Genomic DNA, 16,207 nt, shown 5'->3' with positions numbered 1-16,207 from the left:
ATGGGTTCGTGTTAGATTCAAAAACAATAGATTTCAATTAAAAAAGAATATTATGAGCTTAAAAAATAGTTATGTTACTTCTGACTATATGGAATGGGATTCAATGTTATCGCTAGTTCACAAACTATATAGGGATAAGGAATATCGTTTGTCATTGTTAATAGGCTGTGGTAGCTTCTTTGGGTTACGTATATCAGACATTCTCGCTCTTACATGGTCTATGTTATTAGATGATGAAAAGTTTGTTATCATTGAAAAGAAGACAGGTAAGAGACGGGAAATAAAAGTCAATTCCAATTTCCAAAAGCATATTGCAGACTGTTTCAAGGCTTTGGATATAGTAGATAAAGATGAAAAATGTTTTGTTAGTCGAAAAAAAACAGTGTATAGTACGCAACGAATTAATGTGTTATTTAAATCAATAAAAATTAAATATGGATTGAAGATAGAACATTTTTCCACCCACTCGATGAGAAAAACATTTGGTAGGAAGGTTGTAGAGACCGCTGGGGAAAACTCGGAATTTGCTCTTATCAAACTATCGGAATTATTTAATCATGCCGATATTCAAACGACAAGGCGTTATTTAGGATTAAGAACAGAAGAGTTGTTAGAAACGTATGATATGCTCAGTTTTTAAATCTGTATTTTTTAAAATCCAAATCCGATATTAAGATAAAATCCCAGTTTGTTAGTCCTATTGGAGTAACATATAAATCCCTCTATAGGTCCCAATGGACTATCGTAGCCATATCCAATACTTGTCCCATATATTTTTTTGCCTTGAAGGAAATTGGAAAACTGATTTTGATGGATGGCATAATTTCCTGATAAGGTAAGGTATTGCTTTTCGTGAAATTTATGTCTTACTTGGATTTGTGCATTTCCCAATAATTTTAGGGTGGATTCTGTATGAGTCAGCCCTGAAAAAGGTATTTGTTGCTCGTAATGTGGATTATATCCTTCTCCACCGATAACATTGCTGTACATAAACGGAATACCATCATTGAAAATAAATCTTCCGTATATTGTCGGTATAATAAATGTATTTAGTGTGATTGGAAATATCTTGGTGACTTGGGCAGCAAGTGATGAGTATGCAGTGTTAGTATGCAAATTGGTATATATTGTATAAGAAATATTAGTTTTCAAACCTTTAGTAGGAAAATATCTTTTGTCTAAAGTTTCATATTTCAATTTTGTATGATAATTAAGAAATAAATTCTTTCGTTTCATTAGTGTTGCATCTTCACTTACCAATGTTCTATAATACCGATGGTAATCTAATGAAGCTCCAACTTCCATTTGAAGATTTCTTGAAGGTATAATAGAGTAAATCAGACTGCTAGTATTCCGTATAAAGGTTGGATTAGATATTTTGTGTCCATGACTGTATAAAAATATATCATTGTAACCAATTTGATTTGAAAGTGTTATCCATTGTGGTTTTGATATAGGAAGATGATATTGGGTTCTGAGAAAAGATTGTTTTCCTCCTCTTGCCACTATTTCGGCTTTCCCGATTTTCTGTTTATTCAAATTGATATTAAGAATCACTGCTGCAATATCCTCGCTATCGAATCTTAGTCCAATTCTTAGTTGATTATCATTGCTTGGAGCATATTGCGGATAAAACAAGGGGAATTTGGTTTTATTGTTTTTTTTATTATTTACTATGCCTACCCTATTCTTGATTGATAATAATGTGTTGTAATTGGCTTTTGCGGCATTTTCTCCTCTTATAATGAGAGTGTCTATTGCGGCTTTTGTAAAACTTGCAGCATTATAGTTTTCTACATCAACTTTTATATAAGCATCTATATCCTTAGTACTTTCATCAAGCGATGATTGACAAATCATTAACATAAGCTGATTGGCTATCCCTGCAATGGAATGCAAGTTATCCGCATCTGATAATTCAGATTGTACATCAATGCCAATAATAATATCTGCTCCCATAGCTTTGACAACATCAATTGGTAGATTGTCTTTAAATCCTCCGTCAATTAAAACTTTTTGTCCTGAATATATCGGTGAAAAAACAACGGGAACAGCCATACTTGCACGCATTGCCTCTGAAAGTTTGCCAAAGCGGATGACCTCTTTTTGATTTTTTACCATATCTGTGGCAATACATGCAAAAGGAATTGGAAGGCTATCGAAATTAGTTACATTTTGATAGCCTTCTGTAAGTTGATGTAATAACTGTGATATGTTCTTCCCTTTTATTATACCTCCATTCTTTCCACTATTGTTGATAGGAAATGATATAAGGTATTTACTGTCATCGGATTTAAACGGAAAAGGAATTTCTTTGCGTGAAACTTTATCGGTAAGTAGGTCTATCCAGTCTGTTTGTTTCACTATTGTTTCTAATTGTTCGGATGTATAACCTATAGAATATAATCCGCCAATAATAGCTCCGATGCTTGTTCCTGCAATATAATCAATAGGTATATTTAATTCTTCAAGAGCCTTTATTACTCCAATATGCGCAACCCCTTTAGCACCACCACCACTTAAAACGATACCTACCTTTTTTCGTGGTGATGTGTAGACTAAAGAGAATGGTAATATTAATAAAATAAGTGCAAGTGCAATTTTATTCATAGGAATAATGAAGCCGCATTTAATAGTTATACTTGTGTGTAACTACTCAATTTAAAGTTGTTTATTCTATTGATTAAATATTTATGGATGTTGGAAAGGTAACACTACCGTTCAAAACAATACTCTTTGAACCCGATTTGCATTTATAATCCTTAAATACAAGTGTAACTCTGAAATTTTCCAAATCCCATTTTTCAATTGTAACAGTACCAGAAACATACTCTTTTTCAGAGGAATACCATTCTTCAAGTTTTACTAAAGCAATTGACATTTTGCAACCCTTGGTTACATCTTTCCCCGTTGTTAGCTCTTCACGATAGTCAATGTTACCTTGAATATAAAAATCGGATGTTGCATCATTTACCCAAAATTCAAACATACTATTCGCTATTGCTTTACCTTCGAGATTTGTAATCTTGACAGCACTTCCATTTACTGTTAGTGTTGATGTGAATTCTGTTTTTTCATTATCATCATCGCTTGAACAGCTTGTTACGAAAATTGCCATTAATAAAATGGTCAATAAAAAAATGGTTTTCTTTTTCATTTTTCTTTTTTTTAGTTAAACACTTCTTGTATAATTGAGACTGCAAAGATAATACACGTACATGTACGCTCAAAATATTTCTGCAATAATCTTTCCTTTACAAATTTAAATAATTAGCATATATGACTAATATAGAAGAATTTGTAATACAAAAGGTAAAGGCAATGAGGATGGAAAGAAAGTGGTCACAAGTAGAATTGGCAGATTACATGAATCTTTCCCCTAGTTTTATTGCAGATATTGAAAACCCCAAACGAAGGGCAAAATACAATCTCAATCATTTGAATGTATTGGCTAAAGTGTTTAGTTGTTCTCCGAAAGACTTTTTACCCAATGCTCCATTGAATGACGAGTAATAAATGCTAGTACAATCTTATGCTTATATTCACAAATCTTGATAGTGAATTTTGTTGGATTACATTTGATATCTGATATGATTTAGGGTATATTTCTTTGAGAAGCAAAAAATCTCTTCAGAAAAGAAAATTATTGATTGGGAATGATTAGTTTTGCATATTGTTTTTGATTATAAAAAAATATGCATATGATTGATTTTAGAAAGAAAATAGCAGTCGGTACTGCAATTGTCAAAACTAACCCTATTGAAATATATGATACTCTTGACCGTGCAAGTGATAAGAATGCATTGCGGCCAGCGCAATTAGCTGTATTAGAAGACTGGTGGAATAATTATAAAGATAAAAAAGATGTTATATTAAAATTACATACAGGACAAGGGAAAACATTGCTTGGGTTGCTTATTTTGCAGTCTAAGTTAAACTTAAACCAAGGACCAGTTCTTTACTTATGTCCAACGTATAATTTGGTAACACAAACATGTGAACAAGCTACACAATTTGGTATCAAATATTGTACTATTGGAGCAGATAAAAATATTCCAATGGATTTTTATGATTCAAAATCTATTTTAATAACTTCAGTGCACAAATTATTTAATGGATTAACAAAATTTGGCTTACGTAATCGCTCTGAATCGGTAGGTAGTATTGTTCTAGATGATTCTCATGCATGTATTGATGCTATTCAAAAGGCTTTTACGATTATTATAAAAAAAGATGAAGATGGTTATGAAAAAGTTCTTTCTATTTTTGAAAACGAGCTAGAGAAACAAGGATTAGGGACTTTGGAAGATATTAGGTTAGGAAATCATGATTCTTTTTTGTTGGTTCCCTATTGGGCTTGGCAAGAGAAAGTAGGTGAGATGGTTAGGCTTTTAGCTGGTTTACAAGAGAATTTGAATGTGAAATTTGCTTGGAATCTTATCAAAGATATAGTAAAAGATTGCCAATGTTACATTTCAGGAAGCCATATCGAAATATCTCCTTATTGTAATCCAATAGAACAATTTGGAACATTTTCAAGAGCTGCTCATCGGGTATTAATGTCTGCTACTACTAATGATGATTCCTTTTTTATTAAAGGATTAGGACTTGATAAAGATGCGATAAAAGCTCCACTGCAATACCATAAGGAAGCATGGTCTGGTGAAAAAATGATATTAATTCCTTCGATGTTTGATGAATCCTTAACTCGTTCTAGAATAATAGAAGAGTTTGCACGACCTTTGAAAAATAGAAAGTATGGTGTCATATCTTTAGTTCCAAGTTTTGCACATTCAGAATCTTGGAAAGCTCATAATGCGAGAATATCTACAGCGCTGACTATAGATGAAGATATAAGTGTTTTGAAAAGTGGAAATTATGACTTTACAAATGTATTAGTTAATAGATATGATGGGATTGATTTAGCTGATAATAATTGTCGTATTTTGATTATTGATTCAAAGCCATATGCAGAAAGTCTTTCTGACAGATATCAAGAGATGACACGTGTTGATAGTGAAGCTATTCTTATTAAAATTGCACAAAAAATAGAACAAGGATTGGGAAGAGGAGTAAGAGGAGAAAGGGATTATTGTGTCATTATCCTTACTGGTGCAGAGCTAATTAACATTATTCAAAACAAGCGAACTAGGAGTTTCTTTTCATCCCAAACCCAAACTCAGATTCAAATAGGATTGGATATAACAAAGTACTCTAAAGAAGATGCTTCATTAGATGATAAAATGAAACTGTTGAACAGCTTAATAATGCAATGTATAAATAGAGATGAAGGTTGGAAGTATTTTTATATAAGTAGAATGAATGATGCACCAGTTGTATCTAAAGAAGAAAGAGTTTTGAATATACTACAATTAGAGAAGGAAGCTGAGTTACAGTATAAGTATGGAGAGTGTCAAAAGGCTGTTGATATAATTCAAAGACTTATAGACACATATATTAACGATAATAGCGAAAAAGGATGGTATATGCAAGAAATGGCACGCTATTTATATTCAAAAAACAAAGTAGATTCAAACAAGAAGCAGATTATTGCTCACAAGTTGAATAATTATTTGTTGAAGCCGCGTGAGGGGATGGATTTAGTTAACATTAGCTTTGTGAATCAGAATCGAATAAATAATATTATTTCTTGGGTAAGGCAGTTTGATAATCATGATTTATTGATGATACAATTAGAGGAGACTCTCGGAAATCTCCAATTTGGAATTAAAGCGGACACTTTTGAAAGGTCTTTGAATGAATTAGGGCACATTCTTGGTTTTATAGTAGAGAGACCTGATAAACAACGTGGTGAGGGACCTGATAACTTATGGTGTGTGAGGGATAATGATTATATACTTTTTGAATGTAAAAATGAAGTTAAAGAACAAAGGGGGGAAATTAATAAAACTGAGATGGGGCAAATAAATAATTCTTGCTTATGGTTTGAAAGAGTATATCATGCAGAATATATTCCTATATTAATTGCCCCCACAAATAAAGTGACTTCGGCAGGCGGATTTCATAAAGCCCAATTAGCTATTATGAAAAAGAAGCAATTGCATAGTCTGATAGATAATACAAGACTGTTTTTTAAAGGGATACGAGAATTAGACATTAACGGTTTATCTCATGTGGAAATTCAAAAGTTATTAGATGCGAATCATTTATCTATTGATGATTTAAAAAGCACTTACGCGGAAAAGCCTATTCAAAAATAGAAAACTATTTTTTTTAGGTTATTAGCCATCAAAGTAATGAATGTGATTTGTATATCAATATTCACAAAGAATAGAAATGAATATTAAGAATGTATGCAGATTGCTGATTATTAGTTGTTTATAGGGGCTCTGTGTGAAAACGTAATTTGCAGGCATTCACTTTTATAGTATATTGTATATTTGTGAATATTAACTTCCTAATAGGTGTTGATAATACTGACCTTATTTCCTTTATTGGCTTATATTTTCTAAGCGAGTTGCGTAAAACAAGTGCGTAAAAGAGTGCGTAAATTGATTTGCGTAAGATAAGTGCGCAATTATGATTTTTTAGTATATGATTTAATGCTCTGTATTATAGTTGATTAATTAAGGATGTGTTCATTTCGACTATATGCATAGGAGGGTACTCCTGCTTGTTGTGGTCATTGAGATGAGGTTGTTGTTCCATGTATAATTTCAATAGTTGATATATATTTGATATTTTATTGTTTGAGGTTGGCCAGCACTTCTTCTTTCAAGATGCTGTATATATGTATATCTGTATATTCTCCAGAAGCCAGCAGTTCTCCGCAACGTTCTGTTCCCTCATGGATGAAACCGAGGCGAACCGGTACTGCGTTGCTGGCTGCATTGCCCACGGCACAGCGAATTTGTATCCGCTTTATCTCTTTTTCTTGTACGGCCCACAGACACAGCTTGCGGACACTTTCAGTAATGATGCCCCGGTGCTGGTATTCCGGCAGTAGCCAATAGCCGAGTTCTGTACGGTGGTTGTCGAAATCGGAGAAATGGAAACCTATCAGTCCGCAGATTTCATGCTGCTGGTTCCAAATACCGAATATAGGTTCATTTCGTTCGGCAGGAGCAGATAGTACCTGACGTAAAAAAGCTTCTTCATCAGCTGTTGTGCGCATATTATCCACAAATGGCAGCCATGTTCTTAAGTAATCTCGGTGTGTGTCGATGGCATAGTAGATGGCTGCGGCATCTTCCATTCTGATTTCCTGCAGATAAATGTCCGGAAGGATGGGGAAGGAGATGGGAGAGGGGAGGATATGTACGTCTCTTGATTGGGAAAGCTGTATCCTTTCCTTGATTTTTCCCCAGGCATGTGTATCGAACAGACAGCTTTCACGCATGGTGTGATACATCTCCTTGAACCGGGACATGGGGATAGTGAAGCTCAATAAGTCCGCTTCGAAGTATGGGCGGACGGAGGGGTCGAAGAATCCCAGGAAAGTGCGTTTCCCTTGTTTCTGGTTTTCAATGATGGTTTGGGTAATGACGGAGCAACAGCCGGAGCCGAATGGGGTTGCCACGGCATCCAATGCATTGTTGTCGAAGAAGGTCCATGTCACCAGTCCGGATAGAATGTCAGGAGTTGGCAGGAACAGCACGCCTTCCACCTCGTCAAAGGAAGGTATCTTGTCTATGCGGGCAAAATGCAGATAGGCTTTGTCCGCTTTGGGAATCTGTAGCTCATTGACAAAATCTACCACCATTTCGGGAGTCCTCTTGTATTTCTCTTTCAAGGAGACAAAACCCGGGACGCGCTCGGGCATTTCTGTAAATCCGGTATAGAACTTGCCTCCTCCGCAGGTGATTGTTTCGTTGCTGAGACTGACGGTTTTGCCGTCTCTGACTTGTTTCATGCATTTGAAGAGACAACCGGTTACTTTCTCTGTAGATGGCTCCATTCGGTCTGAATACCAAAAGGCGATGGGGAGTTCGGCATGTTGGCCGAAAGCTTCCTGATAATTGACAATAAATGTGTGTATATCCATGATGCTCGGATGATATATGTTTTTCTGTTTCTTGCAAATATAATGGAAAATGGTGACATTTTATTCTTTTTGACGGAAAGTACGGGCATAAAAAAAGGAGTACCGCTGTACTCCAACCTTTGTTAACCTTAAATCTAATACTATGAAAAACACATTGCAAAGATACGGACTTCTGATAAATCTGCAAATTATCCAACTAAAAAAGTATGTTTTATAACACTTATTAGCTGTTTATTCCTTTGCTTCTATTTTTGTTAACAAAAAGGATGCGAATGTGTCAAAAGCACATGAAGACTTTTATAATGTTATAATATTAGGCGCGGATTACGCGGAATAACGCAGATTCAATAAACTGAATCCGTAAAATCTGCGTTATCCGCACCTAAAATAAAGCGTTAAAGAAGGTTTTGATACATTCCCCTTACCCTTTTGCTTCCTGATACATAAATCTTTTAATGCTCTTCTTTGCTGTTTTCTCGAACTCCTCGAAGTGTATCTTGACTTTTGTAATCTGGCTGTAGGCCGGTAATTGCAGATTCAATTCATTCCGATTGTTCTCCATAACCTTTTCGATGTCCGATTGTTCCATACCGTGGGCGAATGCATCGTCAAAGTCCGGATAGATAAGAGCCACGAGCTTGTCGTTCTGCAATACGATCAGTGATTCGGACACATAGGGCATGTTATTCAGTTTGCTTTCAATCTCTTCGGGATAGATGTTCTGGCCACTGGCTGTGAGCAACATGTTCTTGCTGCGTCCGCGGACAGTGACATATCCTTCGGTATCCATCGTTGCAAGGTCGCCGGTGTGCAGCCAGCCGTTTACATCGATGATTTGGGAAGTCGCTTCGGCATTTTTGTAATAGCCCAGCATCAGATTGGCACCTTTACAGATTATTTCTCCTGCCACATTCTGAGGGTCGGGAGAGTCTATCTTTACTTCCATGCGGGTGGTTGCCTTGCCACAAGAGGCCAGTTTCAATGTTTCCCAGCGGCTGGAACAAATGATGGGGCCGCATTCCGTCATTCCGTATGCAATGGTATAGGGGAAGCCTATCTGCTTCAGGAAGCGTTCCACTTCGGCATTGAACGGTGCTCCTCCGATGATTATTTCATCGAAATTACTGCCGAATACTTCCATTGCCTTTTTGCGCATGTCAGCCTTGATTTTATCGTTGACAATGGGCATTCGCAATAGCAGCTTGCCTATTTTATTGTCTATCCGGGGCAGGATATCCTTCTTGATAATCTTTTCTACGATAAGCGGTACACACGAAATGACCCGTGGCCTGATTTCGGAGAATGATTGTGCAATAATCTTGGGAGACGGCATACGGGTAAGGAAATACAGATGGGCGCCTGCGGAAAAACCGTATAGAAAATCGTACACCATACCAAAGACATGTCCCAGAGGCAGCATGGATACAATATGGTCGCCCGGACGTACGGGAAGCATCTCATGGCAATATGCAACATTGGACCAAAGGCTGCGATAGGGAAGCATGACCCCTTTGGAATATCCCGTCGTGCCCGAAGTATAGTTGATGACAGCCAGTTCTTCGGGGGATTCCTCCTTGCGGTAACTGATATGCTCGGGGCGGAAATTCTTGGGGAAACGTGTGCCATAGAGGACGTTGCGATGTTCGAAAGCCTCCATCAACTGCTCGTTGCGGCAAACCACCGGAGTGAAGTCCGTCAGCAGTACGATACCCATCAGCAGGGGCATTGCCTCTTCATTGAGGTTTTCCCATGCCCGGTCGCCGACAAACAGCAGCTTGGCTTCGGAATGGTTGACGATGTTGTGGATATTGTCGGCTTTGAACTCATGCAGAATGGGAACGATGACAGCTCCATAGGTAACCGTCGCCAGAAAAGCGACTGCCCAGTGTGCACTGTTACGTCCGCAAACGGCAATCTTGTCACCGGGCCTGATGCCGGCGCTTTCCAATACGATATGGAATTTGGCTATTTTCCGTGCTACATCTTTGTATTGTAGTGTAATTCCTTTGTAGTCTGTCAGGGCGTTGCGATCCCAGTTTTTAATAATGCTTTGTTCTATATAATCGATGAACCCTTGTTCTTGTTCCATTCAGCTGCTGCACACTTTAGTTAAAACTGCGCAAAGATAGGTCTTATAGTGATGCAAAGCAAATAGTTTCCACTTTTTTCTTGCCCTGAAACGGATAGAAACTTATCTGTAATTCTTATTCCTTGCTATTTTCCGAAATAAGAAGCAGCTTGTCACCGGCATGAAGTTTTAATGTTCCGTTCGGAATGAGGTACTCATCGCCACGTTTTACAATCATCACCAGTGTGCCTTTGGGCAGGTTCATGTCTTTCAGGGTGTCTGCCTGCTCCAGCATTTCTTGTGTAATGGTCATGTCGTGCAGGTTGGAGTCAATCTCTTCGGGCAGTTCAACTCCGAAATCATTTCCGGTCTTTTCCAGCGGGGTGGAGAGGCCAAGCAGCCGGGCTACCCAGGAGACTGTGGTACCCTGGATGACCAGTGAGACGATGGTTATGAAAAATACGATGTTGAAGATGACATGGGCACCGGGCACGTCAGCCACCACGGGATAGGTGGCAAAGATAATGGGTACTGCGCCACGTAATCCTACCCACGATACGAATAGCCGTGACTTGAGGGTGATTCTCTTGCCAAAAGGCAGCAGGCAGAGAAAAACGCTGAGAGGACGTCCCACGACAATCATGAATACGCCGATGAGCAATGCCACGACTGCAACTTCCAGCATCTCATGGGGGTTGACAAGCAGACCGAGGCAGAGGAACATGATGATTTGGAAAAGCCAGGTCAGTCCATCCATAAAAGTATAAATCTCTTTCCGGTGCATGATTTTGTTATTGCCTACCATCATTCCGGCGATATACACGGCCAGGTAACCGTTGCCTTTCAGCAGGTCGGTGATGGAGAAGGTGAAGAATACAAAGGACAGCAACAGGATAGGATAGAGTGCCTGGTTGTCTATATTCAGCCGGTTCAGCATAAGGATGGCCAGCTTTCCGAGGAAATAACCGGTTGCGGCACCGACAATGAACTGTATGGCAAAAGAGCCCAATATCTGGGGAACTCCCATTCCGGAGGACTGGATGAATTGAATCAGCACGATTGTCAGCATATATGCCATCGGGTCGTTACTACCGCTTTCCAGTTCCAGCATGGGGCGCAGATTATGCTTCAGGTTCATTTTTTGTGAACGCAGAATGGCGAATACAGAGGCTGAGTCGGTAGATGACATGGTGGATGCAAGCAAAAGGGAGGTTATCAACGGCAGGTGGATGTTGGTCCAGCTCATGCCGGACAGCCACCAGATAAATAATCCGGTAAAGAGGGCCGTGAGCAGCACTCCTGCAGTTGACAAAACAATGCCGGGAGTCAATATGGGCTTTATCTCCGTAAACTTGGTGTCCATGCCACCGGAGAACAGAATGATGCTGAGTGCAACCATGCCGATGAACTGTGCTTCCTTGGCGTTGTGGAACTGCAATCCCAATCCGTCACTGCCGAACAGCATACCGACGACAAGGAAAAGCAATAACGCAGGTACTCCGAAACGGTAGCCGGTCTTGCCGACAATGATGCTGACGAAAAGTAATATGGAACCTATAAGTAGTATGTTTCCTGCTGTAAATATCATAAATTCTATGCTATATAGTTTGAAATGTGATGTTTCTTATGTCTAATAGTACAAAGATATGCATTGTGTTTAACAAATACAAATCTAAAATAGTTCAATTGAACTTTAAAATAAAGGTGGTTTCTTTACCAGGCAATAAGGATAAATTTCCGCCGGAAAGCCTCATTATTTGCCGGGAAATACTCAATCCAATACCGCTTCCGCCCTCTTTGGTCGTAAAGAAGGGGATAAATATGTGTTCGGCAATGTCATTGGGAATGGCAGGTCCGTTGTTGGAAATTTCTATCAGTATGGCTTCCGCTTCGTTGCAGTAGGCACGTATGTTGATATGTCCTTCTTTATCTGTATCTTTATCCGATTCGATGGCTTGCATGGCATTTTTCAGTAGGTTGATGACCACTTGTGATACCAGGTTTTCATCGGCATATAGAATAAGGTCGCTTGGCGCGATGTCCGTATGAAAGGTGACCCGGACATCGGGGTGCTGGTGACGGGCGAGTTCGACCATCCGCTCGATAAAGCTTTTTACGTAGAACAAGGATGGTTCGGGGGTGGGAATACGGGTGAATTTCCGGTATGATTCCACAAAAGAGAGCAGGCCCTTGCCTGTACTGCTGATAGTCTGCAGGCCGTTTCTGATTTCTTCTTTGGAGGCTTGTGCCTCGGTCAGTCCCAGCAGTGTATCGCTCAGGGAGGTTATGGGAGTGACGGCGTTCATTATTTCGTGCGTCAGTACGCGGGTAAGCCTAATCCAGGAATCTATTTCCTTTTCATCCAGCTCGTTGTTGATGTCGTTCAAGGCGAGGATGCGAAGATGCTCTTTACGGACTGTAATGTCGCTGACGCGGACAGACATGTTTACAGTGCCTCGTTCGTTGTTGAAAGGCATTTGCAATTTGTCTCCCGGGCGGCAATTGGCAAGAAGGGACGAAAGACGCGGGTCTACGCGGTTCAGCTGGCTGACGTGGGTAAAGACATTGAGGCCCAGCAAACGGAGGGCTTCACTGTTTTTTTGATATACGGCACCATTGTCGTTCAGGACAAGGATACCGGTATTCACGCAGTCCAGAATGAGTTCGTAGTACTTTTCTTGCTGGGCTGTTTCACTTTTCACATTATAAAGTATATGGGCAACCCGGTTCAATGCACGGTTTACGAGGCGTGCGTCGGCAGTGTTTTCCGTTTCGGAGAAGTGGATGGCATTGTCGTTGTTTTCGATGGCGTCGAGCATGAAAAGCACCTTCCGCACATGATGGCGGTATAACTTCTGCTGCCAGTACAAGGCTATGGGAAACAGCGCGGTACAGAGCGCGCCCCAAAATACGTCTACAGTCCACATCACCCCTGCAAGGAGTGCTACTGCCAGACTGACGGCAACGCGGAATGAATAATTAAAGGCCATACTTCTTCATTTTGTTGTACAACGTCTGGCGGGTGATACCCAGTTGTGCGGCGACGGCAGAGAGATTTCCGCTACATTTGTCGAGCGTCTTCCGTATCATCTGCATTTCCATTTCTTCGAGCGTGGATGCGGCTGCTTCGGGAGTGCCGGTTCGCCGTGCCAGCTGGAACAGTTCTGCAGGAAGGGTTTCGTTGTCACAGATGATAATGGCTTTTTCGATGGCATGTTCCAGTTCGCGGATATTGCCGTACCAGGGGTGGAGCGTAAGCTTCTCGCAGGCGCCGTCCGTCAGCTTGACGGGGGGCTTGTCATATTGCTTGCAGAAGCGGGCGATGAAAAGTTCTGCAAGGGGGATGATGTCTTCGGGCCGCTCGCGCAACGAGGGTATCTCGAGGTGTATCGTATTGATGCGGTACAGCAAGTCCTCGCGGAATTCGCCTTTTGCCACCATCTCGGGCAGATTGCGGTTTGTGGCGCAAATCAGCCGTATGTCTACGGGAATGGGAGTGTTGCTGCCTACACGGACAATGCTGCGGCGTTGGATGGCGGTCAGCAGTTTGGCTTGCAGATGGTAGGGGAGATTGCCTATTTCATCGAGAAAGAGGGTGCTGCGGCTGGCTGCTTCGAACTTGCCGGCACGGTCGGCATGGGCATCGGTGAAAGAGCCTTTTACGTGGCCGAACAGTTCGCTTTCGAAAAGGCTTTCGGTGACTGCACCCATATCCACACTTACCATCTCCTGCCGGTTGCGCGGTGAAAGGGAGTGAATTTCGCGTGCCAGCATCTCTTTACCGGTACCGTTCTCGCCCGTAATAAGGATATTGGCATCGGTAGAGGCCACTTTTTCCACCAAAAGGCGGAGCTGCTGCATGGCTGGGCTGTTTCCCCAATACATGTTGCGGGTATCCGCAAACGGGTGGCTGCTTTCTGCCGTACGCCTGGCATTTGGGCCGTTGGCCGGAGATTTTGTTTCAGAAGCCGATACGGCATTCAGCAAGGTTTCCACCAGTTTCTGGTTGTTCCAGGGTTTCACGACGAAGTCTGTGGCTCCTTCCTTGATTCCCCGTACGGCAAGGTCAATGTCGGCATAAGCGGTGAACAGCACTACGGGCAGGGTGGGACATTGCTTCTTTATTTCATGGAGCCAGTATAGTCCCTCGTTGCCGGTATTGATGCCCGAGGTGAAGTTCATGTCAAGAAGAACCACTTGCCATGACCTTTCCCGCAATACGCTGGGCAGGGTTACGGGAGAGGGAAGTGTGATTATCCCTTCAAAATATGGCTTCAACAAAAGCTGCAAGGCGGTAAGTACGCCTCGGTTATCATCGACAATCAGGATGTTTCCGTTTTTTTTTGCCATAAACTATTTCTGTTTTCTGCAGGCAAAGTTAATGATTTATCTGTATTATATGCTTTATTCTATATTTTTGCTTACTAAGAATTAATCGTCCGACAGCTGTTGAATTATCGTCCAACAGTTATCGGACGATAATTCAACAGCTGTCGGACGATAATATAACGATTGTGGGACGAATAGATTTAAGTAAAACAGAAATTAGTTTGCAGCAACTTCAGTAAGAGCTCATGGCGATACTGAAAAAAAATTATAGCAGTTGCAGTTTGATGCCAAACGACAAGCTCAGATAATCCTTGGGTTTCAGATACTTGTTGGTGAAGGCGCTGACTACATATAGGTCACATGTACTTATTTCATAGAAGAAAGTGATTTCTTTGGCCGTGAACCGTCGTTGCGGGTCGATGTCGTAAGTGATGCGCTGTCCTAAGAATACATGGATGCGTACCTTGGAGGAGAAACCATAATATCCTTTAGGGTAGCGTTCCGGCTCATTGACCCAGAACTCATCGCCGAATACCGTGTTCAGATACATGCCGCAAGCCAGCGGTTCTACAGAAAAACGGCTTTGCTTGATTTGCAGGCTCCAGGGAAGGTAGTTCTGCTTGACGGTGAATGTCAGCTTGGTACGTTTGGAGTCATATTTGGGCAATACTCCGAAGAATACGTCTGTTTCCCATTGGTTTCTTCTGCCGTAATCCCATCCGGTACCGAATGACAGCAACCCCATATTGCCGGCAAACTGAATTTTGGTGTGCGTCGGAATCAAGGCCTCCCAATGCCTGCGGTAGCGGTGTACGCGGCGGTCATAACGGTTCTCCCTGGTTCGGCTTTCAATGACGGCATTCGGTTGCGGGTCCATCCATACAGTATCGTGTTCTATGATGAAGATGGTATCTCTCTCTTGTGAAAAAGCAGAAAAAGAGCATACTGACAAGAAGACGACGGCACATGCCAGGTGATTAATAATATGCCACTTCGCGTTCATATCCGTCGGGAGTTATGGTGAATATATAGTAATTGCGGTTCTTCATGCAGTCGCTCATGTAATACATTATCCCGTCTTCAAAGAGGTCTTTCTCAAAGCGATGGTGTTCGTGTGCGGATGTACAGAACTGCAGTCCGGGAAATTCCTTGATGTAACGTTGGAATACGTGTGCCACATTATTGTTGAACTCGTTGCAGAACGGGCGTATGTGCATGGACACAACGGTTTTATCGAATTCCTCTTCACGGTCGCTTATCTGTGCGGCAAGAAATTCAAAGTCGGGAATGGGGCGGGAGTAGTCAAATTCGATGGCGTTGGTATTCAGGCAGACAAACTTTACCCGTCCTGCAATGAAGGAGAAATTGGGGTCTCCGAATATTACGCGATAAGTCTCTTCGCCCGTACCCAGGCAGTCGTGGTTGCCGAGAAGTACCACATAGGGTATCTTGAGTTTGTTCATAATGTCCCGTTGCCAAAGGAACTCGTTTGTTACACCGAAGTCACTGACGTCTCCGCCATGAATGACGAAATCTATGTCGTTCCGCTTGTTGAGGTGGCTTACAAAGTCGTCGGTCTCGTCATACCAGCGCTGGGAGTCACCCATTGTTACGAACCGGATTGTTGTCTTGTTTTGGCAGTTCTGCTCTATTTGGGCAATGTTGTGGGCATTGACATCGGTTTCACCGCTGATGTGTACATCGTAAGGGTGATAATCTATCATGTCGCAGCCGGCCATGAGCAGGCATAGGAATGAAGGATATAAGAGTTTGGGGAATTTCATGTGCAGGTGCTTCATATTACG

Annotated in this window: 12 protein-coding genes; 3 read left to right on the top strand and 9 right to left on the bottom strand. The window is 41.2% G+C overall.

The genetic code is table 11. The features are described 5' to 3' along the window. The first annotated feature begins 52 nt into the window (after positions 1-52). A complete protein-coding gene (locus HUX74_RS13590) occupies positions 53-640 on the top strand; it encodes a tyrosine-type recombinase/integrase (protein WP_004312697.1) in 588 nt (195 codons plus the stop codon). Positions 641-651: 11 nt separating this feature from the next. On the opposite strand, the gene HUX74_RS13585 is transcribed toward HUX74_RS13590, so the two are convergent. Then, positions 652-2,610, bottom strand: a complete 1,959-nt coding sequence (locus HUX74_RS13585) for a patatin-like phospholipase family protein (protein WP_062694925.1) — start codon at positions 2,608-2,610, stop codon at positions 652-654. A 73-nt stretch (positions 2,611-2,683) separates the two neighbouring features. Continuing rightward, on the bottom strand, positions 2,684-3,157 hold the full coding sequence (locus tag HUX74_RS13580; protein WP_009127287.1) for a hypothetical protein: 474 nt from the start codon (positions 3,155-3,157) through the stop codon (positions 2,684-2,686). A 122-nt stretch (positions 3,158-3,279) separates the two neighbouring features. Here HUX74_RS13580 and HUX74_RS13575 point away from each other — a divergent pair, with 122 nt between their 5' ends. Both HUX74_RS13575 and HUX74_RS13570 read left to right on the top strand, forming a co-directional pair. Beyond that, positions 3,280-3,513, top strand: coding sequence for a helix-turn-helix domain-containing protein (locus tag HUX74_RS13575; RefSeq protein WP_009127288.1), 234 nt, complete (start codon positions 3,280-3,282; stop codon positions 3,511-3,513). A 188-nt stretch (positions 3,514-3,701) separates the two neighbouring features. After that, complete coding sequence (locus tag HUX74_RS13570) at positions 3,702-6,221, top strand: DEAD/DEAH box helicase family protein (RefSeq protein ID WP_070750002.1); 2,520 nt, start codon at positions 3,702-3,704, stop codon at positions 6,219-6,221. 482 nt (positions 6,222-6,703) lie between these two features. On the opposite strand, the gene HUX74_RS13565 is transcribed toward HUX74_RS13570, so the two are convergent. The 7 genes from HUX74_RS13565 to HUX74_RS13535 form a co-directional block, all read right to left on the bottom strand. After that, positions 6,704-8,005, bottom strand: coding sequence for a GNAT family N-acetyltransferase (locus tag HUX74_RS13565; protein WP_174646846.1), 1,302 nt, complete (start codon positions 8,003-8,005; stop codon positions 6,704-6,706). 421 nt (positions 8,006-8,426) lie between these two features. Next, positions 8,427-10,094 carry a long-chain fatty acid--CoA ligase gene (locus HUX74_RS13560; RefSeq protein WP_174646845.1) on the bottom strand — a complete coding sequence of 556 codons (1,668 nt, stop codon included), beginning with the start codon at positions 10,092-10,094 and terminating at the stop codon, positions 8,427-8,429. 115 nt (positions 10,095-10,209) lie between these two features. Next, positions 10,210-11,661 carry a potassium/proton antiporter gene (locus HUX74_RS13555; RefSeq protein ID WP_035448593.1) on the bottom strand — a complete coding sequence of 484 codons (1,452 nt, stop codon included), beginning with the start codon at positions 11,659-11,661 and terminating at the stop codon, positions 10,210-10,212. A gap of 94 nt (positions 11,662-11,755) precedes the next feature. Next, entirely contained in the window at positions 11,756-13,063 is a 1,308-nt protein-coding gene (locus HUX74_RS13550; protein ID WP_174646844.1) for a PAS domain-containing sensor histidine kinase, read from the bottom strand. Then, positions 13,053-14,423 carry a sigma-54 dependent transcriptional regulator gene (locus HUX74_RS13545; RefSeq protein ID WP_016273810.1) on the bottom strand — a complete coding sequence of 457 codons (1,371 nt, stop codon included), beginning with the start codon at positions 14,421-14,423 and terminating at the stop codon, positions 13,053-13,055. Before HUX74_RS13545 ends, HUX74_RS13550 begins: the two co-directional genes overlap by 11 nt. 244 nt (positions 14,424-14,667) lie before the next feature. Beyond that, a complete protein-coding gene (locus HUX74_RS13540; protein ID WP_174646843.1) occupies positions 14,668-15,405 on the bottom strand; it encodes a hypothetical protein in 738 nt (245 codons plus the stop codon). Then, on the bottom strand, positions 15,380-16,186 hold the full coding sequence (locus HUX74_RS13535) for a metallophosphoesterase (protein WP_174646842.1): 807 nt from the start codon (positions 16,184-16,186) through the stop codon (positions 15,380-15,382). The genes HUX74_RS13540 and HUX74_RS13535 overlap by 26 nt, the downstream gene beginning before the upstream one ends. Positions 16,187-16,207 lie beyond the last annotated feature (21 nt).

The organism is Bacteroides sp. Marseille-P8574 (assembly GCF_902825465.1).
GTDB lineage: Bacteria > Bacteroidota > Bacteroidia > Bacteroidales > Bacteroidaceae > Bacteroides > Bacteroides uniformis.
Note: the sequence above shows the minus strand (reverse complement) of the source record. Positions and strands in the feature narration are given on the sequence as shown.